The sequence below is a fragment of the Novosphingobium sp. ZW T3_23 genome, assembly GCF_044987305.1.
In the GTDB taxonomy this organism is placed as follows: domain Bacteria; phylum Pseudomonadota; class Alphaproteobacteria; order Sphingomonadales; family Sphingomonadaceae; genus Novosphingobium.
The window spans coordinates 1-21,913 of the sequence record NZ_JBJDRF010000033.1 but is presented as its reverse complement, the minus strand read 5'-3'; the positions used below and the strand labels follow the sequence as shown (position 1 = coordinate 21,913).

At 63.3% G+C, this 21,913-nt stretch carries 21 protein-coding genes; 16 read left to right on the top strand and 5 right to left on the bottom strand.

Annotation, left to right across the window (positions count from 1 at the left end; translation table 11 throughout):
- Nucleotides 1-29 precede the first annotated feature (29 nt).
- From ACI3K3_RS16490 to ACI3K3_RS16475, 4 genes are all read left to right on the top strand, one after another.
- Complete coding sequence (locus ACI3K3_RS16490; protein WP_404915565.1) at nt 30-779, top strand: FadR/GntR family transcriptional regulator; 750 nt, start codon at nt 30-32, stop codon at nt 777-779.
- An 87-nt stretch (nt 780-866) separates the two neighbouring features.
- Nucleotides 867-3,227, top strand: a complete 2,361-nt coding sequence (locus ACI3K3_RS16485) for a beta-L-arabinofuranosidase domain-containing protein (protein WP_404915563.1) — start codon at nt 867-869, stop codon at nt 3,225-3,227.
- Between the two features lie 8 nt (nt 3,228-3,235).
- Nucleotides 3,236-6,070 carry a DUF885 family protein gene (locus ACI3K3_RS16480; RefSeq protein ID WP_404915561.1) on the top strand — a complete coding sequence of 945 codons (2,835 nt, stop codon included), beginning with the start codon at nt 3,236-3,238 and terminating at the stop codon, nt 6,068-6,070.
- 329 nt (nt 6,071-6,399) lie between these two features.
- A complete protein-coding gene (locus ACI3K3_RS16475; protein WP_404915559.1) occupies nt 6,400-6,561 on the top strand; it encodes a hypothetical protein in 162 nt (53 codons plus the stop codon).
- A gap of 80 nt (nt 6,562-6,641) precedes the next feature.
- Here ACI3K3_RS16475 and ACI3K3_RS16470 read toward each other — a convergent pair whose 3' ends face one another.
- The 3 genes from ACI3K3_RS16470 to ACI3K3_RS16460 all read right to left on the bottom strand — a co-directional run bounded on the left by ACI3K3_RS16470 (nt 6,642) and on the right by ACI3K3_RS16460 (nt 8,316).
- Nucleotides 6,642-6,908 (bottom strand): DUF2171 domain-containing protein, encoded by a 267-nt coding sequence (locus ACI3K3_RS16470; RefSeq protein ID WP_404915557.1) that lies wholly within the window; start codon nt 6,906-6,908, stop codon nt 6,642-6,644.
- 129 nt (nt 6,909-7,037) lie between these two features.
- On the bottom strand, nt 7,038-7,913 hold the full coding sequence (locus tag ACI3K3_RS16465; protein ID WP_404915555.1) for an oxygenase MpaB family protein: 876 nt from the start codon (nt 7,911-7,913) through the stop codon (nt 7,038-7,040).
- 13 nt (nt 7,914-7,926) lie between these two features.
- The gene (locus tag ACI3K3_RS16460; protein WP_404915553.1) at nt 7,927-8,316 is read right to left on the bottom strand and encodes a copper resistance protein CopC; all 390 of its coding nucleotides are present in this window, start codon (nt 8,314-8,316) and stop codon (nt 7,927-7,929) included.
- A gap of 174 nt (nt 8,317-8,490) precedes the next feature.
- On the opposite strand from ACI3K3_RS16460, the gene ACI3K3_RS16455 reads away from it, so the two are divergent.
- The 7 genes from ACI3K3_RS16455 to ACI3K3_RS16425 all read left to right on the top strand — a co-directional run bounded on the left by ACI3K3_RS16455 (nt 8,491) and on the right by ACI3K3_RS16425 (nt 14,633).
- Entirely contained in the window at nt 8,491-8,760 is a 270-nt protein-coding gene (locus ACI3K3_RS16455; protein WP_404915551.1) for a hypothetical protein, read from the top strand.
- 2 nt (nt 8,761-8,762) lie between these two features.
- Nucleotides 8,763-9,203, top strand: a complete 441-nt coding sequence (locus ACI3K3_RS16450; protein ID WP_404915549.1) for a periplasmic heavy metal sensor — start codon at nt 8,763-8,765, stop codon at nt 9,201-9,203.
- Between the two features lie 5 nt (nt 9,204-9,208).
- Complete coding sequence (locus ACI3K3_RS16445; RefSeq protein WP_404915547.1) at nt 9,209-9,775, top strand: RNA polymerase sigma factor; 567 nt, start codon at nt 9,209-9,211, stop codon at nt 9,773-9,775.
- A gap of 25 nt (nt 9,776-9,800) precedes the next feature.
- Complete coding sequence (locus tag ACI3K3_RS16440) at nt 9,801-11,564, top strand: copper resistance system multicopper oxidase (protein WP_404915545.1); 1,764 nt, start codon at nt 9,801-9,803, stop codon at nt 11,562-11,564.
- Entirely contained in the window at nt 11,564-12,469 is a 906-nt protein-coding gene (locus ACI3K3_RS16435; protein ID WP_404915543.1) for a copper resistance protein B, read from the top strand. The genes ACI3K3_RS16440 and ACI3K3_RS16435 overlap by 1 nt, the downstream gene beginning before the upstream one ends.
- Nucleotides 12,470-12,677: 208 nt before the next feature.
- Nucleotides 12,678-13,196, top strand: coding sequence for a lipocalin family protein (locus ACI3K3_RS16430; protein ID WP_404915541.1), 519 nt, complete (start codon nt 12,678-12,680; stop codon nt 13,194-13,196).
- Nucleotides 13,197-13,322: 126 nt separating this feature from the next.
- Entirely contained in the window at nt 13,323-14,633 is a 1,311-nt protein-coding gene (locus tag ACI3K3_RS16425) for a glycoside hydrolase family 28 protein (RefSeq protein ID WP_404915539.1), read from the top strand.
- Nucleotides 14,634-14,905: 272 nt separating this feature from the next.
- Here the strand turns inward: ACI3K3_RS16425 and ACI3K3_RS16420 are convergent, their stop codons facing one another.
- Together ACI3K3_RS16420 and ACI3K3_RS16415 are read right to left on the bottom strand one after the other, a co-directional pair.
- Nucleotides 14,906-15,205, bottom strand: a complete 300-nt coding sequence (locus ACI3K3_RS16420; protein WP_404915537.1) for a hypothetical protein — start codon at nt 15,203-15,205, stop codon at nt 14,906-14,908.
- 218 nt (nt 15,206-15,423) lie between these two features.
- The gene (locus ACI3K3_RS16415; RefSeq protein ID WP_404915535.1) at nt 15,424-15,771 is read right to left on the bottom strand and encodes a hypothetical protein; all 348 of its coding nucleotides are present in this window, start codon (nt 15,769-15,771) and stop codon (nt 15,424-15,426) included.
- Nucleotides 15,772-16,399: 628 nt separating this feature from the next.
- Here ACI3K3_RS16415 and ACI3K3_RS16410 point away from each other — a divergent pair.
- From ACI3K3_RS16410 to ACI3K3_RS16390, 5 genes are all read left to right on the top strand, one after another.
- Nucleotides 16,400-17,104 (top strand): Crp/Fnr family transcriptional regulator, encoded by a 705-nt coding sequence (locus ACI3K3_RS16410; RefSeq protein ID WP_404915533.1) that lies wholly within the window; start codon nt 16,400-16,402, stop codon nt 17,102-17,104.
- A 106-nt stretch (nt 17,105-17,210) separates the two neighbouring features.
- Entirely contained in the window at nt 17,211-17,942 is a 732-nt protein-coding gene (locus tag ACI3K3_RS16405; RefSeq protein ID WP_404915531.1) for a Crp/Fnr family transcriptional regulator, read from the top strand.
- Nucleotides 17,943-18,096: 154 nt separating this feature from the next.
- Nucleotides 18,097-18,261, top strand: a complete 165-nt coding sequence (locus ACI3K3_RS16400; RefSeq protein ID WP_404915529.1) for a hypothetical protein — start codon at nt 18,097-18,099, stop codon at nt 18,259-18,261.
- A 498-nt stretch (nt 18,262-18,759) separates the two neighbouring features.
- On the top strand, nt 18,760-20,727 hold the full coding sequence (locus ACI3K3_RS16395) for an OPT family oligopeptide transporter (RefSeq protein ID WP_404915526.1): 1,968 nt from the start codon (nt 18,760-18,762) through the stop codon (nt 20,725-20,727).
- A gap of 705 nt (nt 20,728-21,432) precedes the next feature.
- Nucleotides 21,433-21,913, top strand: a 481-nt coding sequence (locus tag ACI3K3_RS16390; protein ID WP_404915524.1) for a BapA prefix-like domain-containing protein, incomplete at its 3' end; no start/stop codon positions are given.

Genomic DNA, 21,913 nt, shown 5'->3' with positions numbered 1-21,913 from the left:
ACCGTAGCCAAATGACGAGAGCGAACATGATGGCCGATAAAATCCGGGGCACGGGATCGAGTGAGACCATGGAACAGATCCCGCTGATGAACGGCCGCCTGCACCATGCGGTGGCTCAGCGGCTCGCTACGCAGGTCGTCAACGGCAGCTATCCAGCGGGACATGTGTTCCCGGCCGAAGTGGAACACGCGGAGATTCTGGGCGTATCCCGCTCGGTACTGCGCGAAGCATTTCGGATGCTGACGGCCAAGGGCATGGTCAGCAGCCGCCCCAAGGCGGGAACCCGCGTCAACGAGCGCCGGCAGTGGAACCTGCTCGATCCGGACGTGCTTTCCTGGCAGATCCAGTGCGGCGTTACCGATGAATTCCTGCGCGACCTTTTCGAACTGAGGATGGTGGTGGAGCCGCAAGCCGCGGAAATGGCCGCCTTGCGCCGTGACGAGCGGCAATTGCTCGATATGGGTAATGCGCTGGAAGCCATGGAGCGCTACACCCTCACCAACCCCAAGGGACGCGCCGCGGACATCCGTTTTCACGAGCTGTTGATGGAGGCGACGCGCAACGAGATGTTGCAGGCCCTTTCCAACTCGATCTCAACGGCGATCGCCTCCACCACCACGATCAAGCACGCCAAGAAGGACAGCCCGCGCGATCCGATGCCGGAGCATTACGCGCTCTACGCGCAGATCGCGGAACAGAACCCGGCGAAGGCGCGCAAGGCGATGATAACTCTCATCGAACTTGCGCACGCCGATACCCAGGTGGCCCTGCGCCGTTAAGCTTGCGCAATTCTGACAAAGAAAGGATTGACTTCGAACCCCCTCAGTTTATCAATACCGTATACGATATTCGATAGGGGTTTTAAAATGCAGGCCAATCGGCGCGAATGGATGGCTGGCGTGGCGGCGCTGGCTATTTGCTCTGTCCCTCTCAAGGGCTTTGCGGCCGTCGTCGCTCCCAAGTTGCCGATCAAGGCGAAGCCGCTGCCGCTGACCGATGTGCGCCTGGCGCCGTCCGACTACGCAACGGCCGTGAACGTCAACGTCGATTACCTGATGTGGCTCAGCCCCGATCGCTTCCTGCACAACTTCCGCAAATATGCCGGGCTCGAGCCCAAGGCCCCGATCTACGGCGGCTGGGAATCGGACACCATCGCCGGCCACACCCTCGGCCACTACATGACCGCGCTGGTGCTGGCTTGGCAGCAGACCGGCAACCCGGAATGCCGCCGCCGCGCGGACTACATCGTCGATGAACTGGCCGAATGCCAGGCCCAGCGCACGGACGGTTACATCGGTGCCCTCGGCCGCAAGACCAAGGACGGCAAGGTCGTCGACGGACAGGAAATCTTCCCCGAGGTCATGCGCGGCGAGATCAAGTCGGGCGGGTTCGACCTCAACGGTTCGTGGTCGCCGCTCTACACCGTGCACAAGTATTTCCAGGGCCTGCTCGACATCAATGCCGCCTGGGGCAATCCCAAGGCGCTTGCCGTCGTCACCGCTTTTGGCGGGTACTTCGAGAAGGTGTTCGCCGCGCTCGACGACAAGCAGATGCAGGAACTGCTCGGCTGCGAATATGGCGGCCTCAACGAGAGCTATGCCGAACTCTATGCCCAGACCGGCGACCTGCGCTGGCTGAAGGTGGCCGAGCGCATCTACGACAAGAAGGTGCTCGATCCGATCGTGGCGCAGGAGGACAAGCTCGCCAACTTCCACGCCAACACCCAGGTCCCGAAGCTGATCGGCCTCGGCCGCATCCACGAACTGACCGGCAAGGACGAACCCGGCCGCGCCGCGCGCTACTTCTGGGAACGCGTGACCAAGCACCACAGCTACGTGATCGGCGGCAATGCCGACCGCGAGTACTTCTTCGAGCCCGACACCGTGGCGCTGCACCTCACGGAATCGACCTGTGAGCATTGCAACACCTACAACATGCTCAAGCTGACGCGTCAGCTCTACTCGTGGCAGCCCGACGGCGCGCTGTTCGACTATTACGAGCGTGCGCACCTCAACCACGTCATGTCGGCGCAGAACCCCGAAACGGGCGGCTTCACCTACATGACGCCGATGATGAGCGGCACCGCGCGCGGCTATTCCGGCCCCGGCGAGGAAGCCTTCTGGTGCTGCGTCGGTTCGGGCATGGAGAGCCATGCCAAGCACGGCGATTCCATCTTCTGGGAAGGCGATGATACTTTCTTCGTCAACCTCTACATCCCCTCGACCGGGCAGTGGAAGGCGAAGGGCGCTGCCTTTACCATCGCCACCGATTACCCCTTCAAGTCGGACGTGAAGATCACGCTCGATGCGGTGAAGCAGGGCAAGTTCGCCGTGGCCCTGCGCATTCCGGGCTGGTCGAACGGCAAGGCTACCGTGGCCGTCAATGGCGCTCCGGTGCCCTCGACGCCTGTCGGCGGCTACGCCGTGATCGACCGTCGCTGGAAGAAGGGCGATGTGATCACGCTCAACCTGCCGCTGGAACTGCGCCTGGAAACGGCGCAGGGCTCGCAGGACGTGGTTGCGGTCGTGCGCGGCCCGATGGTCATGGCGGCGGACCTCGGTCCGGCCGAGATGGAGTTCACCGGCGTCGAGCCGGCCATGGTCGGCGACAATCCGCTGGCCGCCTTCGCGCCGATCGTCTCGGACCGTCCGCGTTTCCAGACCACCGGCATCATCCGTCCGGGCGACCGCATGTTCGTGCCGTTCTACAGCCAATACGATCGCCGCAGCGCCGTCTATTTCAAGCGCTTCACCGAAAGCGGCTGGAAAACCGAGGAAGCTGCGTTCCTGGCCGAGCAGGCCCGCCAGAAGGACCTGGCTGCCCGTTCGATCGACGTGATGCACCTGGGCGAAATGCAGCCTGAGCGCGATCACGAACTGACCTCGGAAATCTCCTACCCGGTCTCCTATCGTGGCCGCAATGGACGCGATGCGCGCTCGGGTGGCTATTTCGAATTCAAGATGAAGGTGAAGCCCGGCCCACTCCTGCTTCAGGCGAGCTATTGGGGCAGCGAGCGTTCGCGCGTGTTCGACATCCTGGTCGACAATGTGAAGATCGCCACCCAGAAGCTCGACAACGACACGCCGGGCAAGTTCTTCGATGTGGACTATCCGCTGCCCGAGGCGCTGACCAAGGGCAAGAGCAGCGTAAAGGTGCGCTTCGTGCCGCATGACCGCAGTTCGGCCGGTCCGGTGTTCGGCGTGCGCCTGTTTACTGCCAAGAAGTGAGCCTATCCTTGAGTGAAGACGTTGCCCTGACGATCGCGGAGGCGGACGAACTCGCCCGCACCGTGCTCGAAGCCTGGGGCCTCGCGCCCGACCACGCCGCCGCCGTGGCCCACACCATGGTGTCGGGCGAGCGGGACGGCTGCACCTCGCACGGGCTTTACCGCCTCCTCGTCGCCGCCAATTCGGTCGAGCGCGGGGTGGTGGTGCCCGATGCGGTGCCCGAAGTGACCGAACCGGCGCAGGCGCTGGTGCGCGTGGACGGCAAGGGCGGTTTCGCCCAGCTTCCCTTCGAGCGCGGCATGCCGCTGCTGGTCGAGAAGGCACGGAAGTTCGGCATCGCCGCCATGGCGCTGAACAATGTGGTTCACTTCGCCGCGCTCTGGCCCGAGGTCGAGGCGCTGGCCGAGCAGGGCCTCGTCGCCTTCGCCTTCACGCCCAGCCATTCCTGGGTTGCGCCTGCGGGCGGGACCAAGCCGGTGTTCGGCACCAATCCGATCGCCTTCGGCTGGCCGCGTCCAAGTTACTCTGATGGAACGAAGCGGGCGCCCTTCGTGTTCGACTTCGCCACCAGCGCCGTCGCGCGTGGCGAGATCGAACTGCATCGCCGGGCGGGCAAGGAAATTCCGCTTGACTGGGGTTATGACGCGGACGGCAATCCGTCGAGCGATGCCAAGGCCGTGCTCGACGGCGCCATGCGCACTTTCGGCGGACACAAGGGCTCTGCGCTCGCGGCCATGGTCGAACTGGTCGCGGGGCCGCTGATCGGCGACATGACCAGCGCGGAATCGATGGCGGCGGACAAGGATCGCGGCGGTTCTCCGATCGGCGGCGAGTTCATCATCGCCATCGATCCGGCAGGCTTCCTTGGCGCGGGCGTGGAAGAGCACTTGCGCCGGGCGGAAGCGATGTTCGACATGATCGAAGGGCAGGGCGCTCGCCTGCCGGGATCGCGCCGCCTGATCGCGCGCGCGCAATCCGACAAGGAGGGGCTGCGCATTCCCGCCAAGCTCCACCAGGACATTCTCGAGGTTCTCGAAAGGGGAAATGACGTGAAGAATTCGGTTGGCCGGGCCATGATGATGGCCGGCGCCGCGCTGGTCGCCACGCCTGCGGTTTCGGGCACGGCAGCGGCCGCTCCCGCCGCGAAGGTTTCCCAGAAGCAGACCGCCGACCAGGCCTTCGAGGCGATCTACACCGCCGAATACGAATGGCGCCAGAAGCAGATCGGCCCTTGCGAGGATACCCCCAAGGACACCAAGATCGTCCTTCCCGAACTTGGCCCGAAGGCCCAGGCCGATCGCCTCGCCTGCTGGACCAGGGTGGAGGGCCAGTTGGCCGCCATCGACCAGAACCAGCTCTCGCCCGCAAACCGGATCAACTTCGCGGTCTACAAGGGGCAGGTCGACGCGCTTCTGGCCTCGCAGCGGTTCCGCGATTACGAAAAGCCCTTCAACGCCGACACCAGCTTCTGGGGCGATCTGGCCGACTGGGCGCGCAACCCGGTGAAAGACCAGGCGGCCGCCGAGAACTACCTGGAGATGCTGCGCGAGATCCCGCGCTACTACGACCAGCAGATCGAGAACATGCGCGCGGGCCTGAAGCGCGGCTTCACCGGCCCGCAGATCACGCTGACCGGGCGTGACAAGGGCATCGAACTGGTGACCCAGGCCAAGTCGGTCGAGGCTTCGCCGTTCTACGAACCGTTCCGCAAGCTGCCCGCGACGATCCCCGCCGCCGAGCAGGAAAAGCTGCGCGCCGAAGCCCGCAAGCTGATCTCGGACGGGGTCGTGCCTGCGCACGTCAAGCTGCTCTCCTTCATGCGTAACGAATACGAGAAGGGCGCGCGCAAGACGCTGGCGGCTTATGACCTGCCGGACGGCAAGGCTTACTATCAGTCCAAGATCGCCGAGTTCGTCACGCTCGACAGGACGCCGGAACAGATCCATGAGACCGGCCTCAGCGAGATGGCGCGCATCCGTTCGCAGATGAACGAAGTGATGAGCCAGGTGGAGTTCAAGGGCGATCTCAAGGCCTTCCTGCACTTCCTGCGCACGGATCCGCAGTTCTATCCGAAGACCCCGAACGAGCTGCTCTATCGCGCGGCCTGGATCGCCAAGCAGTTCGACGGCAAGGCGGACCAGTTCTTCGGCCACATGCCGCGCAGTCGCTTCGCCATCAAGCCGGTGCCGGACGACATCGCGCCGTTCTACACCGGCGGTCGCGGTGGTCCGGGCATCTACCTGGTCAATACCTATGACCTGCCCAGCCGCCCGTTCTACTCGCAAGTCGCGCTGACACTGCACGAATCCGCGCCGGGCCATGCCATGCAGATGCCGCTGGCGATGGAGAACAAAGACTTGCCTGCCTTCCGCCGAGACACCTATCTCTCTGCCTATGGCGAGGGCTGGGCGCTCTATTGCGAGGCATTGGGCGAGGACATGGGCATGTATGAAACGCCCTATGACCGCTTCGGCATGCTGAGCTATCAGGCCTGGCGCGCCTCGCGTCTGGTGGTCGATACCGGCATCCACGCCATGGGCTGGAGCCGCGAGCAGGCGCAGCAGTACTTCCGCGACAATACCGCGCTCTCCGATCACGAGATCGAGACCGAAGTGGACCGCTATATTTCCTGGCCCGGCCAGGCGCTGTCCTACTACATGGGCCAGCTGGCTTTCGTGGATGCGCGCAAGAAGGCGGAGACCGCGCTCGGTCCCAAGTTCAACATTCGTGCCTTCCACGATGCCGTTCTCGAACTGGGCGGCGTTCCGCTTCCGGTGATCGACCAGCGTGTCGACCAGTTGATCAAGGACGGCGGTAAGGGGCCCTATCCCGACGAGGAATGAGCCGGGAGCAACTTCTTCGCGAATGTTAAAGCTCGCGCCGCCGGTCCCTCCGGCGGCGCGAGTTTCTTTTCGCACATGCAAAATTGCGATACTTGCAACAATGATGGCGCGGGGCATTCTGCCGCCCGAAACTTGATCCGTTGCCTCGGGAAATACGTCTGCTCGGAGTTTGCCATCGCTGAATCAACAGGCGTTCACTAGGCGATCCGCTGTAATTGCGCATAATGCAACCCATGACGATTTGCTTGCATTTGCGGCAATCGCGAAAACCAGCCACATCACGGCAATGTTGCATTGCAGCACGATGCTGCGCTTTCAGGTGGTTTCAGATGTTTTCGCTCGTATCGCTTTATTTCGCCTATCGCCGCGACGTCGTCATGGCAGAGCGTCACATCCCGGCATTGGCTCAGGCCCCGGTTTCCGATCTTGCCGAACAGGCCGGTGAGATCGAGGTTTCCGCCGAGCAGCGCGAACTGCCGCTGGCTGCCTGAAACGGCCTGGACCTGACCCTCTTAGGCCCAACCCGCTCCGGTTCAAGCCGAAGGGGAAGGGCGCGATGGGGGACGGGACTTCAGGCGCCGCGTTCGGAGATGCCTTCTCCGCCCTGTTCCTCCTCGAACAGGATAGCCACGTCGCCATTGGCAGATAGCCGCACCTGGCCGTCGTCAATGGCAGCCACGAGCCCTCCGGGAATGTAGTGGTGGTGGCTCTCGTGGGAGCCGCTGTCGGCTTTCGTCAGCTTGATCCTATCGCCCTCGACCTTGTCGACGGTGCCGATATGGACGCCGTCCGCGCCGATGACTTCCATGTGTTCGGCGATATTGCTCAGATCTGCCATTGAGAACCTCCTTGTGGAACACGCCCTCCTGCTGGAGCACGCGTGGTGACACGATGAGGAACGCGCGGAGCGAGCCGATCTATCCTTGCGCGGCGGCCGTTCGGCTTACGCATAACGCCGTTCCTCGCGTCAGCGCGTTCCCGCAAAGGCCCAGCGCACGATCCCGGCCATCGCTTTCGTCCCGGCGAGGGCGGGCAGGACGGACATTCCCGGCCGCCGCAGCCCCAGCATCGTCCGGGAGAACGGTGGCAGCAGATCGACAGCAGCTCCGCCTAGCGTGCGCATGACGGAACCGGGACGGCGGCTCGCGCTCCCTTCCAGCAGGAATGCGGCAACCTCGCGGGTCGCGGGGCTGCTCCGCAGATCGTTTCGCATTTCCGACATGAGCATCTGCGCCTCCGCGCGGCTGCGGGGAACGGGAGCGGCCCCCAGCATTCCGGCGACGACGGCCGTCTGTCGGAAATAACGGTCCTGCGCGTCCGGCGCCATGCCGGGATCGCCATAGGCCAGATAGGCTTCCAGGAAGCTCGTCGTCTCGGCGAGATGGACCCAGCCCAGCACCCGGGGATCGGTTGCGGAATAAGGAGCGCCGTCCGGCAGGGTTCCGCGCACGCGGGCGTGGATCGCGTTCACCGCAGCGATCGCCCGTGCGGCCTCGTCCCGATGGCCATATGTCGTGACGGCGATGAAGCGGGCGGTGCGGCGCAACCGTCCTTCGACATCCTCACGGAAGTCCGAATGGTCCAGCACCCCCTGAAGCGCCGCAGGATGCAGCATCTGCAACAGCAGCGCCCGCATGCCGCCCACCATCATCGCGACGACATCGGCATGGACCATGCGGACAGGACTGTCGGGCTCGAAGAGAGCCTGGGGAGAAGGCAATACCGGCGTTTCGCCCTTGGCACGGTCGTTGAACACGGCGCGCACCTGCCGCCGCAGCAGCGTTCGCAAGGCATCGGCAGGACGCAGGGCATCGGCAAGAGTGGGCGGGTGGAGCGCGGCCATGGCGCATTATGCCTTACCGCACGGTGAAGGTGTAGCTCCCCCGCGCATTCTCTCGGTCCGCACCCGCCGCATGCCAGGTCAGAAGGTAGGTGCCGGTCGGCAAGGGGCGGGGAAGGGCGACGACCAGCTTGCGGCCCTCGGCCCGAGGCGCGATGCCCTTTATCGGCATCGGTTCATGATGCGCCATGCCGGGCATGGCGGTCATCACCAGATCGATACCGGAAAGCGGTGCTTCCAGCTCTTCCGAAAAGGTCAGGACGATCGATACCGGCTTCGCGACCGTTCCATCTGCGGCGGGGGTTGCGGCCACAAGCGCCGGACGGGCCTGAGCGCTTGCGGGGATCACGGCGAGGGTCGCCGCGATGGCAGCGGTCAAAGCAGCGATAGAGCCATTGGAACGCATGAAAACTCCCGGATTTCGATATGCGGGCAAACCTGCTTGCCCGAACTTGCTGGAACCCATACGCAGAAGGCGATCCCCATCCCTCGTTCCGCCACGCTTTTTTGCTTCGGCCGCGAGGGATGCGGTGCGATCCGCGCGTAAGGTAGATCGGAAGCGCAATTGGAACCGGGCCAGATGAAACAAGTCGATCAAATGCTGTCGCTGCTGCGCAACGAGCCGCTGCCGGTCGCGCTCAGTACGATCGAAGTGTCGGTCATGGCGGGGCTGGCTGCGGGACGCGAGCGGGTGGCAGGGCGGCGCGGGTTCGCCCTTGCCTGCGGCGTGGCGGCGGTGGTGGGGCTCTGGGGCGGACTTTCCACCCCGGCTTCGAGCTTGCGGGATTCTCGCGCCGAACCGGTGCTGGGCGTGCCGGCCGCCGCGCCTTCGCACTTGCTGGCATCCTGATCATGGCGCAGGCCTACCGTTATGTTCTCGTGGCGCTGCTCTCCTTCCTGGTGGCTCTGGGCGCGCTCTGGATCGGGCGAACGCTGCGCGCGGATGTGCCTGACCGCGGCCCCATTCATGCCGTCATTCATGGCGACCTGGACCTCGATCGCGACCAGAAGCTGCGGATCGAGGAACTGGAGAAAGGCTTTGCAGCGCGTCGCGGCCAGTTGGAGCGGGAGCTGAGGGCCGCCAATGCGGATATCGCCCGCGCCATCGAGCACGAGCACGCCTATGGCCCCGATGTCGAGAAAGCGATCGATCGTTCTCACGTTGCCATGGGCGAATTGCAGAAAGCCACGCTCCGGCACGTCCTGGCAATGCGCGCGGTACTTCGTGCCGATCAGACCCCCCGTTTCGACCGGGCCGTTGGCCAGGCACTGACTGCCGCACCTCAGGATTGACCGGGATGGCCCGGCCAGGACCGTCGTCGGCTTCCGATGCCGACGCCGTCGAAGCGGCGCTCGCCGGCCGGCAGGCAGGCTTCGCCGCGCTGATGGAGGTGCATCGCAGCGCTGTGTTCCGCATGGCTCATGGGCACCTGGGCAATGAGGCCGATGCCCTGGACGTAACGCAGGAAAGCTTCGTGGCCGCCTTCATGGCCCTGCATCGCTACGATCCGGCGCGGCCGTTTCGGGCGTGGATACTGCGCATCGCGCTCAACAAGTGCCATGATTGGGCGCGGCGGCGGAAAGTGCGGCGTTTCTTCGCTTTCGCGCTGCCGATCGAAGAAGCTGCGGGCGTTGCCGACGAGGGAGGCGATCCCGAGCAGGCGCTTGCCTCGCAGCGCGAGGTGGCACAGATCCACGCCGCCATCGCCGCCTTGCCGGATGCACTGAAGGAACCCTTGCTGCTCTGTGCCGTGGAGGGCCTGTCGCAGGAAGAGGCCGCGTCGGTACTGGGCATCAGCCGCAAGGCGGTGGAAACGCGGATCTATCGCGGCCGACAGAAATTGTCGCACCTGACCGAGGGATAGCCGCCGCGCAGCCGTATGGGTTTGCATGGCATCTCAGGATAATTCGCAAGGCGCCCTGCTGGAACGCAGGCGCTTTCTGGCACTCGGCGGCGGTCTGGCTGGAAGCCTGGGCATGTTTCCGGCCTGGGCGAGGAGCGGCACGCCGGGAACGGCCCATGCCAAGACGGGCTTCGAGACCCTTTCCGGCGATGCCATCGCGCTGGAAATCGGCGAGACCCACTTCTCCACCGGTGGGCGTTCGGGCCACGCAGTGACCGTCAACGGCACGCTTCCGGGGCCCCTCCTGCGGCTGCGCGAAGGGCGGACTGTCCGCATCGCCGTTACCAATCGTCTCAAGGTGCAGACCTCGATCCACTGGCATGGGCTGCTGGTGCCGTTCCATATGGATGGAGTTCCGGGAGTGAGCTTTCCCGGCATCGATCCGGGCGAGACGTTCGTCTACGAGTTCCCGCTGACCCACTCGGGCACGTTCTGGTACCATTCGCATTCGGGAATGCAGGAAGCGGAAGGCCTGTTCGGGCCCATCGTGATCGATCCGGCGCACCTCGACCCGATGGCGTCCGATCGGGAACATGTGCTGGTGCTGTCCGACTGGAGCCCGATCCACCCGCATGAACAGATGCGCCGGCTCAAGATGATGGGCGGCTATTTCAACCGGCAGCGGCAGACCTTGTCGAGCCTGCTGGCAGGCAAGGACCAGTCGCTGGCCGACCGGCTCGCCTGGGCCCAGATGCGGATGGACGCCACCGACATTTCGGACGTGACCGGGTCGACCTACAGCTTCCTGATCAACGGTCACGGCCATGCCGAGAACTGGACCGGCCTTTTCGCCCCCGGCGAGAAAGTGCGGCTGCGGGTGATCAATGCTTCGTCGATGACCAATTTCAACGTTCGCATTCCCGGCCTGCCGATGACCGTGGTCGCGGCCGACGGCAATCCGGTCGCCCCGGTCGAAGTCGACGAGTTCCAGATCGCCATTGCCGAGACTTATGACGTCGTCATCCAGCCCGGCTTGGCGGACAGCTACGGCGTGATCGCCGAGGCCATCGATCGCTCCGGGCTCGTGCGGGCAACTCTGGCGCAGCGGCCGGGCCTCATTGGCGCAACGCCGAAGCTGCGCGAACGGCCCGTCCTCACCATGCGCGACATGGGAATGGACATGGACGGCATGGACATGGGGGAGGGCGGCGTCATCGACCTCAGCCAGCCCGCCAATTCCTCGATGAGCGGCCACTCGATGTCGATGCGCGATCCTTCGGTGGCGCCGGGCGTGAAGATGGGGCCGGGCGTCGCCACGCTTTCGCCGATGCCGGTGGACCGACTGGCGGACCGCCCGACCGGGCTGGAGAACGTCGAGCATCGCGTGCTGACATATGCCGACTTGCGCGCGCGCGATCCCAATCCCGATCCCCGCGTGCCGAGCCGGCAGATCGATGTCCACCTGACCGCCAACATGGAGCGGTACATGTGGTCGATGGACGGCGTGGCGATGTCGGAAAACCCGGAACCGATACCATTCCGGTTGGGCGAGCGGGTTCGCGTCAACCTCGTCAACGACACGATGATGCCGCATCCGATCCACCTGCACGGCCACTTCTTCGAACTCGTCAGCGGGGAGCCAGGGCATCGTCCGCGCAAGCATACGGTCAACGTCCTGCCGGGCGGCAAGGTCTCGTTTGACCTCACTGCCGATGGCGAGGGAGACTGGGCGTTTCACTGCCACATGCTGCTGCACATGCATGCCGGCATGATGCGCGTGGTCACGGTTCGTCGGGAGGGCCAAGGCTGATGGCGCGCGCCATTTCGACCATGGCGGCCCTGATGCTGGCAACCACCCCGCTCGCAGCGCAGGCCCAGTCCGGCGCCTTGCCGCATACCGGCGATCATTCCGCCATGGACCATTCCACCATGGATCATGGCGATCACGTCATGGAATCGGAGGCGATGGCCGATGCACCGGGAGACGCTCCTCCGCCGCCGGTACCGACGGACTTTTCGGCCGAACGCTTTTTCCCGGCCGATCGCATGAAGGCCTCTCGCGAAGCGATGGTCAAGGAAATGACCTTCTCCACTTTCGCGCTTCAGGTGGATCGCCTGGAATATCGCACCGGCAAGCACGGTGACGGTTTCGGCTGGGAGGGACAGGCCTGGTACGGCGGCGATATCGATCGTCTGGTCCTGGAAAGCGAGGGAGAGGGTACGTTCGCCGAACGGGCGGAGCGCATCGAACTGGCGGCTTACTGGCGCCACGCCCTGGACCCCTGGTTCAATCTTCAACTGGGCGTTCGGCAGGATTTCCGCCCTGATCCGCAGCGCACCTATGCGCTGGTGGGCATCGAAGGGCTGGCGCCCTATTGGTTCGAACTGGGCGGACAAGTCCTGATTTCGAACCGCGGTGACGTTCATGCGCGCGGCAAGGCGGGATACACGCAGCGCATCACCCAGTCTCTGGTGGTGGAGCCCGAGGCGGAGCTGGACGTCGCGTTCCAGGACGTGCCCGAGCTAAACGTCGGCGCGGGGTTCGAGCGGCTCGAACTCGGTGCGCGCCTGCGATACGAGCGGAACCGATCGCTCGCGCCCTATGTGGGCCTTCATTGGGAGCGGAAGCTGGGCGCAACGGCGCGATCTGCGACCGCCGCGGGCGAAGAGGTCTCGGGGCTTTCGGCAGTATTCGGCATGCGCGCCATGTTCTGAGCAGAACGGACGAAAAGCGCCCAAAAAGAAAGCCGGCCCTGAGGACCGGCTTGAAAAGTTTGGGAGAGGATGCCTGAAAGGCCTCGCCTTCATGCGGTATGTTGCATTGCAGCGCAATATACAAAATTGCATGTGCAGTTGCAGCATCGCGAGGGCGTTGACGGAACAAGTCGACGCAGCCTCCGTTTCCCCGGAAAGGGAGATGCCCATGGCTCATCACACGCATGACGTCGCTACCGTGCCCGCGCTGGATCTCGATCGCTATCTTGGAACCTGGTTTGAAATCTGCCGGCTGCCGCTGAAGTGGGAAGACGCCGAAGCGAGAGACATCACCGCCACTTACGCCCTCAATTCCGACGGTACGGTGCGGGTTGAGAACCGCTGCATCGACAAGGATGGCAAGCCCGACCGATCGATCGGACAGGCCGTGCCCGTCGACGGCAGCAACGCGAAGCTGAAGGTCAGTTTTCTGCCGCAGTTCCTGCGATGGATACCCTTCGCCAAGGGCGATTACTGGGTGCTGCGGATATCTCAGGACTATTCGGTAGCGCTGGTTGGGACGCCAGACCGCGAAAATCTCTGGCTGCTTTCGCGTAGCGCCGATCTGGCCCCGGAGATCAAGGCCTATTTCCTGGAGGCGGCGAAGGCCGAAGGGTTTGATCTTTCCGCGCTCATCACGCCGGTGCAAAGCGGATATGTCGTCCCGGAGGCCGCCTTTAGCGATTGACGGGCCGCCCCTTCGGAAGCGCTTTTCTTACGACCGGGGTCGTGTATCATGGGATCACATAGCATAATATGGGATCGAATGCTTGCGGATCGGTCTGCCGACTTTCGCTCCCGAACGGGAGCCAAGATGTCCACCAGCCCCTGCGATCGCCGTACCTTTGCGTTATCCCTGCTGGCGTTGCCATTGTTGACCACCGGCACGGACGCCCTGGCGCGATCCGCCACGCCGGTTTCCATCACGCAGTTCGGTGCCAAGCCCGACGGAAAGACGATCAATACCCGAGCGATCCAGACCGCCATCGATCGCCTTGCAGCAAGGGGCGGGGGAACGGTGCTGGTGCCCAGGGGCGTGTTCGTCAGCGGGGCCCTGTTTCTAAAGCCGGGGGTCCACCTCCATTTGAAGGAGGGCGCGGTCCTGCGCTGCACTACCCGTATGGAGAATTTTCCACCGCGCCGCACTCGCATCGAAGGTCATTTCGAGGCCAGCTTCACGCCCGCCTTGCTCAATGCGGACGGATGCCACGGGCTGCGGATCACCGGCAGCGGCACGCTGGATGGCGCCGGCCGGCCGATCTGGGATCTGTTCTGGAAGCTGCGCAACGCGGCGCCGGTGCCGGACGAATTTCCCAACCTTGGCTTGCCGCGCGCGCGCCTCGCCCTGATCGAGAATTCCAGGGGGGTGCTGGTAGAGGGTGTGACCTTCAAGGACTCGCAGTTCTGGAATCTCCACCTCTATCGGTGCGAGGACGTGCTGGTGCGCAATGCGCGCTTCGAAGTGCCCGATGACTATTCGCAGGCGCCCAGCACCGACGGCATCGACGTGGATAGCAGCCGAAACGTCACGGTGGACGGCTGCGTGTTCTCGGTCACCGACGACTGCATAGCGGCGAAGGGATCGAAGGGGCCGTGTGCGCTGGACGATCTCACCAGTCCGCCGGTCGAAGGGCTGCGCGTGCGCAATTGCCATTTCCGGCGTGGGCACCATGCCCTGGCCTGCGGAAGCGAGGCCACCGTGGTGCGGGACGTCGTGATGGAGGACTGCCGCGTTACCGGGAATATCGTGCTGGCTCGGTTGAAGCTGCGTTCCGACACGCCGCAGCGGTATGAGGACATTCGCTTGCGACGCATTCAACTGGACAACGCGGCGGGGACCGTGATCGCGGTGCAGCCGTGGAGCCAATATACCGACCTCAAGGGCATGAAGCCGCCCATGTCCCGGGTAAGAGGATTGGAACTTACGGAGATTTCCGGAAGGTTCGGTGCGCTTGGCACGATCCGGCCCAATCCCGGCCAGACCGAGATCCGTGACGTGCTTCTGAAAAACATCGACTTGCGTCTGGCAAGTGATGCTCTCGATACCGCCGGCGTCGAGGATCTGGTTTTCGATCACGTCATGATCAATGGACGGGTGCGGAGGGCTCCAGGAAAGAGCGCCTGATCGGGCCTTAGGCCGTAAACTCATAAATGGCACCATCGAGGTTTGAGGCAAAATGGCTCAGCGCAAGAAGGCAGGACGCAGGAATATGTCGATATTTCAAGTCCTGCCGACGCCGCGATGGGCCATTTTACCTCAAATCCGAAGGACGCCCAAATGGCTTCCATCTCGAACCGAACCAACCTTGGACGGGCAACCAGCCCGCCCGGCGGTCGCTTCGGCCCGAGTTGTTCGCCATTTGGACGCCTCGATGGTACCATTTATGAGTTTACGGCCTAATGGGCCGAGGGAGCGGGTTTGTCGTCGATTGCGGTATCCAGCGCGGCGCGGGCGCGGCCCAGTGCCGTCGCGAAGTCTGCACGCCGGATGTCGGTCGTGGCGCGGACCAGCTTGCGCAGTTCCCGAGCGGTCAGAGCGCGCAGCTTCACATCTTCCAGGCGCTCGAACTGCTGGGCCAGCCATTCGACCGAGGCGGGCTTGGCGTTGCGATGCGATCGCAGGGCCAGTTCCACGGGCGGCACCAGGAAAGCCAGTGTAGCAATGCCTTCGTATGGCGGAAGACCGAACAATTCCACGACCCTGAACCCTTTTTCGACCGCGCTGCGATGCGCTCGATATCTTCATAGGATCAAGGCGGTGAACTTGGTCGCGACTTCAGACGAATAGTTAATAACGATTGCGGGGTTCCTCTCACCCGCAACGAAAATGCGGCCCCGCGCGGCTTGCGCACGAGGCCCAGTCAGGGTCGCTCTTCCAAATTCTTCGAACGGGTTTTCCGTCCAGACGGTGTCGCCTACTCGGCGGGCGCCGTGCCTGGGACCGCTCCATCCAATCCGCGACGATAGCTGCGCAGGATCAGTTCGCTCCATTCCGCCATGTTCTGGCCATAGGCGCGCAGGGAATCGGAGACGTAGGAGGCGCCGATCTGCGAGGCGCGAGCCGGATCGCCGGCGCTTGCCAGCTCGTCCAGGCATGTCAGCAGGCGTTCGCGCGCGGTCGAGGCCTGACTGGCCAGTCGCGTCCCGATTTCCTGGCCATTCTCGAGCATCTGCTCGGCGGCGGTGCGGGCGGTGGAGGCGAAATGCTCGTTCATCGACCGTGCGCGTTCGATGCCCTGTTGAAAACCTGCAAACTCAGTCATCCGTAGTCCTTGCCGTTAAGATCGTTCATAATGACGCTCTGTCGCGAGCCGTCGTCCTGCCCGCGGGTCTGTTAATCCGCGTCCAGCACTGCCCAGAGGCGCTGCTGCAGAGCCTGCGATTCAACGGGAGACAGCGTCGTCCGTTCATCCTTGTCCGAACGGGACCAGGATCGATGGGCAGGCGGGGCGACATAGGATGCCGCGCGCAGGTTTGACCTTCCTCTTCTTGAGGCGATGCTCATGACGATCCATTCCCTCCTCGAAACGATCCGGAAGAGCGCGCCTGTACCGGCGCCATTATCCTCCTGTCCGGCGTAGATCGTATAATATAACTATAGATGAACCAGTCGGTTACCTTGTGGAGGTCTATCTACAGACGCTGATCGATTAAAAAAAGGGTAAAACTTTGTACGGCGGCGTACATATAAACCCTTTAATCCGAAAGTATTATTCTCTGTTTTGTTATCGCTAGCATTTCATATTGATGTGAAATTACAACAGCTTAGCAGAGGGTGGCTAAAGTGTTCCAAATCGGAACCTCGGCCACGATCAATCGTTGTATTAACCCGATAAAATAGAATATCTCTTGGCTACGGCCAGGGGGAGGGCTCTGCCGATGACAGGCGGAATGATACGTGAAACAACGTGCAACAAGCTGTTGCTGGGGATGTCTGCCGCGGATCGCGCAAGGCTGGAATCCTGCGCCAAGCGAGAGAAAATCCCGGCGATGACCTATCTGGAACGGCGCGGCGTGTTCCAGGAGAGGGTCTACTTCATCGAATCCGGGGTCGTTTCCAATCTGGAGACGAGCGACATACCTACCCCGCTGGAAGTCGGGGTTATCGGCTGCGAGGGCATGGTTGGCGCCAGTTCGACTTGCGCGTTGCTTCCGCAGAGAGACAGTCGGGTCCAGATCGAAGGGGAGGCGCTCAGTCTCGATCGCGCGGCGTTTCAGTCGATGCTGGAGGCAAGTCCATCGATGCTCCACTATTTCCTGCGTTATATACAGACCCAGATCGTCCAGTTGAGCCTGGCGGCCAGCGCGGGCGTAAGGGCGACGGTGCAGCAGCGGCTCGCGCGCAAGCTGCTGATGTATCGCGACCGGATCGGCAACGATGATCTTCCGCTTACGCATGAGAACATGTCCGTTATCCTCGGCGTGAGACGGGCCAGCATTACGCATGCCATTCACAACCTGGAAGCCGAGCGGTGGATCAGGGCGCAGCGCGGACTCGTCCAGATCCGCGACCGTGCCGGACTGGTGGCTTATTGCGGGCCGTTCTATGGCGTGGCCGAAGCGCGATACGCGGAAATCATGGGCCACCGCTCCTGAAGGCGATACCAGCGCCCGCCCGCCATCCATACCGCTTCAGGCAACTTCCGGGGTTCTGGTACATTGTGTTCACAAGGCATGACGAAACCCATCCGGGAGACAAGCAGTGCAGAGCCATGGCGCCGTCGCGCTGTTCGTGCGGCGGCTTTCGCTGAGAAGCGTGTTGACGCCGGATGAAGTGGTTGCCCTTCACGAACTGGGCGGTCGCCGGGTTTCGGCCTCGCGCGGGCAGGATCTTGTCCTGCCGGGGCACGGCGTGAACCACTCTACCTTGCTTGTTTCCGGCCTGCTGGCCCGCTTCGACCAGATGGCGGACGGCAAGCGGCAGATTACCGCATTGCATATTCCCGGCGACATGGCCGACCTGCATTCCGTGCCCATGCCACTTCCGGCCTGGGGCATTCAGGCATTGATGCCCTCGATCGTCCTGCAAGTTCCCCACGTCGACATGCGGCGTCTTGCCGAGAGCAAGCCAAGCATCGGGTTGGCGTTCTGGCGCGATACGGTGGTCGATGCCTCGATCCTGGCGAAATGGACCGCGAACCTCGGCAGGGCCGATGCCGTCACCCGCACCGCGCACCTAATTTGCGAGATGGGCATGCGGATGGAAGCCCATGGCATAGACAACCGCACCGATTTCCTCCTGCCGGTAACCCAGGCGCAACTGGCCGATGCATTGGGCCTGACGACGGTCCACGTAAACCGCACGGTTTCCACTCTGCGCCAGGAATGCGGCCTGGTGTTCGAACAAGGTCGCGTCCGCGTCTCCGATTGGACGAGGCTGGCCCAGCGCGGGAATTTCGACGACAGCTATCTGATGCTGGATATCCGCGCCTGAAACGTGATGTCGGTGCGGGCCATCACGGACCATCTCGCGAAAGGGGATAGCGCAGGCAGGTGGCTTGTAGAGAGCGTAGCGGAACATTAGCGGCGTTGTTCGGATGGGGCCGAGCTTGTCGGTTGCTCCATCGGTACAAGAGGATGCGCCTGCGATGACCGACGACGAATTGATCGACCATGCCCAGCGGCTCTACGATCTCGCCGCATCGCGCGTGGGATCGCGCCTCGACCTGATCCAATTGCGCGATGTCGTGCCCGATCTGCTCGAACGCTTGCGGGAACGTATCGGTGCCGGGGATGGCGCGCCCTCGGCCTGAAACTGCCCTCTCGGGCATTTCCAAACAATCTCTGACACTGGTAGAATGGCCGAAGAAAGGGGGCGGCCGCGCGGATAACGCCGCCGCCCCCGGTCCATCGGTGTTTAGAGGCGAGGACCGGGCGCGGCCTCTAAAGCGGCTTTGCCTCGACAACAAGCGCTGCGGCGCGGAATTCCTATGGAAAGGCCGCCCGCCATGTCATGGGGGCGGCCTTGATGGAGTAGCGGGGCTCGGTCGGGGGTGGGGGAAAGAGCCCTCGCATTGCCTGCCTCTACGGAGCAGTCTTCTGTTCAACACCCGTGTCGGCATGTGGTTCCTAAGCAAGCTCGACAATGTCGGGTTCCGGGGAATGAGCGTGGCCCGCGCTGGACGCCCGCGCAACAATATGGCAGCGGTCGCTACGCCCGGGCTGCAGCAGGCCAGGGCGTGTTCCACCAGGGGCGAGGTCTAGCGGGACAAAGCGAGACCGGCCTCTTCACGATCGACCGGACGGTATACATGGCGAACGAAACTGGCGGCGCGCGCGCGGGATCTCCGCTCGAGCTAACCTTGCGCGGGGTGCTGCTGGGCGGCATCATCACGCTGCTTTTCACGGCCGCCAATGTCTATCTCGGCCTGAAGGTGGGGCTGACTTTCGCCACCTCGATCCCGGCCGCGGTGATCTCCATGGCGATCCTGCGCGGGTTCAAGGACTCCACGATCTTCGAGAACAACATCGTTCAGACCGTCGCCAGCGCGGCGGGCACACTGGCTGCGATCATCTTCGTGCTGCCGGGGCTGGTCATGATCGGATGGTGGCAGGGCTTTCCTTACTGGACCACGGCGGCGATCACCGGCACCGGCGGTATCCTGGGCGTGCTGTTCTCGGTGCCGCTGCGCCGCGCACTGGTGATCGACACGCCTTTGCCCTATCCCGAAGGCCATGCCGCAGCGGAAGTTCTGCGCGTCGGTTCGCAATCGCGCGAAGGCGCGGAGGAAAGCGCGAAAGGGCTTTCCGTCCTGCTCTGGAACGCGCTGGTCTCAGCCGGTTTTGCGATCCTCACCCAGACGCGTCTCGTCGTGGCGGAAGCCTCCGCCTGGTTCCGCGCGGGGCCGGGGGCCACCGGCATTTCCGGGGGGCTCTCATTCGCCTTGATGGGCGTCGGCCATCTCGTGGGGATCTCGGTCGGCATGGCTATGTTCCTTGGCCTGGTGGTGGGCTGGTGGGCACTCCTGCCCATGCTCACGGCCCAGAATCCGCTGCCCGGCGGGGCTGAGGTCTGGGCCTTGACGGTCTTCTCCGACAACGTGCGGTTTTTCGGCGCAGGCGTTATCGGCGTGGCGGCGGTCTGGACCCTCCTGCGCATAGCCGGGCCGGTCATCGGCGGCGTCCGCTCGGCCATGGCGGCAAGCCGTGCGCGGCAATCCGGTCAGGCACTGGCGGTGGAGGAGCAGGATCTGCCCATCTCGATCGTGTTTATCGGCACCCTGGCGATGCTGGTGCCGATCGCCATCCTGTTGTGGAGCGTGGTTGGAGCAGGCCCTCTGGCGGGTTCGGAAATGCTGCTGATCTCCGGAGCGCTTCTGTTCATTCTGGTGATCGGACTGCTGATCGCGGCCGTCTGCGGTTATATGGCCGGTCTGATCGGCGCTTCCAACTCGCCGGTCTCGGGCATCGGCATCCTCTCGGTGGTGGCCGCCTCGCTGATGCTGGTAGGCCTGTTCGGCCGCGACCAGCCGCCGGGAACGACCGACGCGCTGGTCGCCTACGCGTTGATCGTCACCGGCATCGTCTTCGGCGTGGCGACGATCTCGAACGACAACCTGCAGGATCTCAAAACCGGCCAGTTGATCGGCGCAACGCCCTGGAAGCAGCAGGTGGCGCTGGTGATCGGCGTGGTGTTCGGTTCGCTGGTGATACCGCCGGTGCTCGATCTGCTGAATACCGCTTTCGGTTTCGCCGGGGCGGCCAATGCCGGGCCGAATGCGCTTCCCGCGCCTCAGGCCGCATTGATCTCCACTTTGGCCAAGGGCGTGCTGGGCGGCAATCTGAACTGGGCGATGATCGGCTGGGGCGCGGTGGCGGGCGCGGCGTTCATCGTGCTCGACGAGATCCTTGGCGTGATGGGACGGCTGCGCCTGCCGCCGCTCGGCGTGGGCATCGGCATCTACCTGCCGATGAGCGTCATCCTGCCGACGGTCATCGGATCGGTACTCGGCTTTTTCTACGATCGCTGGGCGTCGAAACAGCGTGATCCCGAATTCGCAGAGCGAATGGGCGTGTTGACCGCCACCGGCCTGATCGTGGGAGAAAGCCTGTGGGGCGTGGGCTTCGCCGCGATCGTCGCCGCTTCGGGCAGCGATACACCGCTGGCAGTGGTCGGCGACGACTTTGCGGGGCCGGCCCTGATCGGCGGCACCTTGCTGTTCTTCGTTCTCGTCCATGGCCTCTATCGTCGCACGCGCAAGTTGGTGACTTCAGATTGACGCGTGAAAGCCGGGGCGGTTTGCAGGCGCGTCCCGGCATCTCCGTTAGCCCGGCAGCAACCCTCCGTGCCGGTATGGATGAGGGGTTGGTCGACGCAGGTCATTTCGTTATCGCGAGTTCGCCAGCCTCTGACTGGAAGCCAGTTATGTGCGCTTCGAAGCGCAGTAATGGCGCATGTAAGTGCCGGAAACAAAAACCATTTCGACCGAAATTATTACCGCCGGATCGAATGTAAAAGTTATCCTTTCTGCTGAAGTAACGAAGCGGATGAATAACGAGTTTTCGTTTTTATTCAGTTCTTTGCTTTGGCATGCAGGTGGCTGACGAGCAGACTGTCCGAATATCGTAGAACAGTTTTTCGGTCCGAAAAGTTCACAAGGCGTCGGTCAAACGTGAGTTCCAAGCGGTAAAGCGTTCCATCTTCATCGGAAACTTTCAGCGGCGATTGCGTTGGAGGTCGTGATTAGGTGATAAATCCTAAGTCAAAGAACCGATGAGGCTGGGCCGCTGATGTATTGATGAGTTGGAGGGGCGCGTAAACCTGTGGCCGTGGGGGATTCCATCACGGCTTGTCTTGCAGGTATTCAGTTAGTTTATAAAACTAACTTCACGACGACTTTTCCGTCTCGTTCGTTATCCGGACCAATCTCGCGCAACGAACGGCAGCACCGCCGATCGGCGGTGCTCGATGCTGGAGCAACGAGATGGACAAGCGGGTCGAGATCGTCAATCGCGCCACCAAGGCAACCACCACCTCCCTGGCCCGAGAGGGTGAAGCGCGGATTTCGGTTCCCGCCGGTTCCAACGTAAACATCGCCGCACCACCCAGCACCGTGGCGTCGATGGTGCGCGAAGGCGATGATCTCATCCTGAAGTTCGCCGATGGGTCCACTATCCGGCTGGAAGGCTATTTCGGCTGCTCGCCCGAGAACCTGGGCCAGTTGACCCTGGACGATCCGGCGACCGGGGCCGAATGGTTGGTGAACCTGAGCGAAGCCTCCTGCTTTGCGCCAGGAGACGTTTCCAGCGAACCTCTCAGCTATAACCTCTCCTCGCTCGACACCGCTGCCGCAGCCACCGCGACCAGCGCCGCTGCCGGGGGCGGCATCAGCAATGGTCTGCTTATCGGCCTGGGTGCTCTGGCCGTGGGCGGCGGCGCTGGTCGCGGTGGCTGCGGCAGCGGTG

What these genes read in the sequence shown, in the direction of transcription:
- ACI3K3_RS16490 (WP_404915565.1), top strand. Translation starts at nt 30, where the DNA reads ATGGCCGATAAAATCCGGGGCACGGGATCGAGTGAGACCATGGAACAG.
- ACI3K3_RS16485 (WP_404915563.1), top strand. Translation starts at nt 867, where the DNA reads ATGCAGGCCAATCGGCGCGAATGGATGGCTGGCGTGGCGGCGCTGGCT.
- ACI3K3_RS16475 (WP_404915559.1), top strand. Translation starts at nt 6,400, where the DNA reads ATGTTTTCGCTCGTATCGCTTTATTTCGCCTATCGCCGCGACGTCGTC.
- ACI3K3_RS16470 (WP_404915557.1), bottom strand. Translation starts at nt 6,908, where the DNA reads ATGGCAGATCTGAGCAATATCGCCGAACACATGGAAGTCATCGGCGCG.
- ACI3K3_RS16465 (WP_404915555.1), bottom strand. Translation starts at nt 7,913, where the DNA reads ATGGCCGCGCTCCACCCGCCCACTCTTGCCGATGCCCTGCGTCCTGCC.
- ACI3K3_RS16460 (WP_404915553.1), bottom strand. Translation starts at nt 8,316, where the DNA reads ATGCGTTCCAATGGCTCTATCGCTGCTTTGACCGCTGCCATCGCGGCG.
- ACI3K3_RS16455 (WP_404915551.1), top strand. Translation starts at nt 8,491, where the DNA reads ATGAAACAAGTCGATCAAATGCTGTCGCTGCTGCGCAACGAGCCGCTG.
- ACI3K3_RS16450 (WP_404915549.1), top strand. Translation starts at nt 8,763, where the DNA reads ATGGCGCAGGCCTACCGTTATGTTCTCGTGGCGCTGCTCTCCTTCCTG.
- ACI3K3_RS16445 (WP_404915547.1), top strand. Translation starts at nt 9,209, where the DNA reads ATGGCCCGGCCAGGACCGTCGTCGGCTTCCGATGCCGACGCCGTCGAA.
- ACI3K3_RS16440 (WP_404915545.1), top strand. Translation starts at nt 9,801, where the DNA reads ATGGCATCTCAGGATAATTCGCAAGGCGCCCTGCTGGAACGCAGGCGC.
- ACI3K3_RS16435 (WP_404915543.1), top strand. Translation starts at nt 11,564, where the DNA reads ATGGCGCGCGCCATTTCGACCATGGCGGCCCTGATGCTGGCAACCACC.
- ACI3K3_RS16430 (WP_404915541.1), top strand. Translation starts at nt 12,678, where the DNA reads ATGGCTCATCACACGCATGACGTCGCTACCGTGCCCGCGCTGGATCTC.
- ACI3K3_RS16425 (WP_404915539.1), top strand. Translation starts at nt 13,323, where the DNA reads ATGTCCACCAGCCCCTGCGATCGCCGTACCTTTGCGTTATCCCTGCTG.
- ACI3K3_RS16415 (WP_404915535.1), bottom strand. Translation starts at nt 15,771, where the DNA reads ATGACTGAGTTTGCAGGTTTTCAACAGGGCATCGAACGCGCACGGTCG.
- ACI3K3_RS16410 (WP_404915533.1), top strand. Translation starts at nt 16,400, where the DNA reads ATGATACGTGAAACAACGTGCAACAAGCTGTTGCTGGGGATGTCTGCC.
- ACI3K3_RS16400 (WP_404915529.1), top strand. Translation starts at nt 18,097, where the DNA reads ATGACCGACGACGAATTGATCGACCATGCCCAGCGGCTCTACGATCTC.
- ACI3K3_RS16395 (WP_404915526.1), top strand. Translation starts at nt 18,760, where the DNA reads ATGGCGAACGAAACTGGCGGCGCGCGCGCGGGATCTCCGCTCGAGCTA.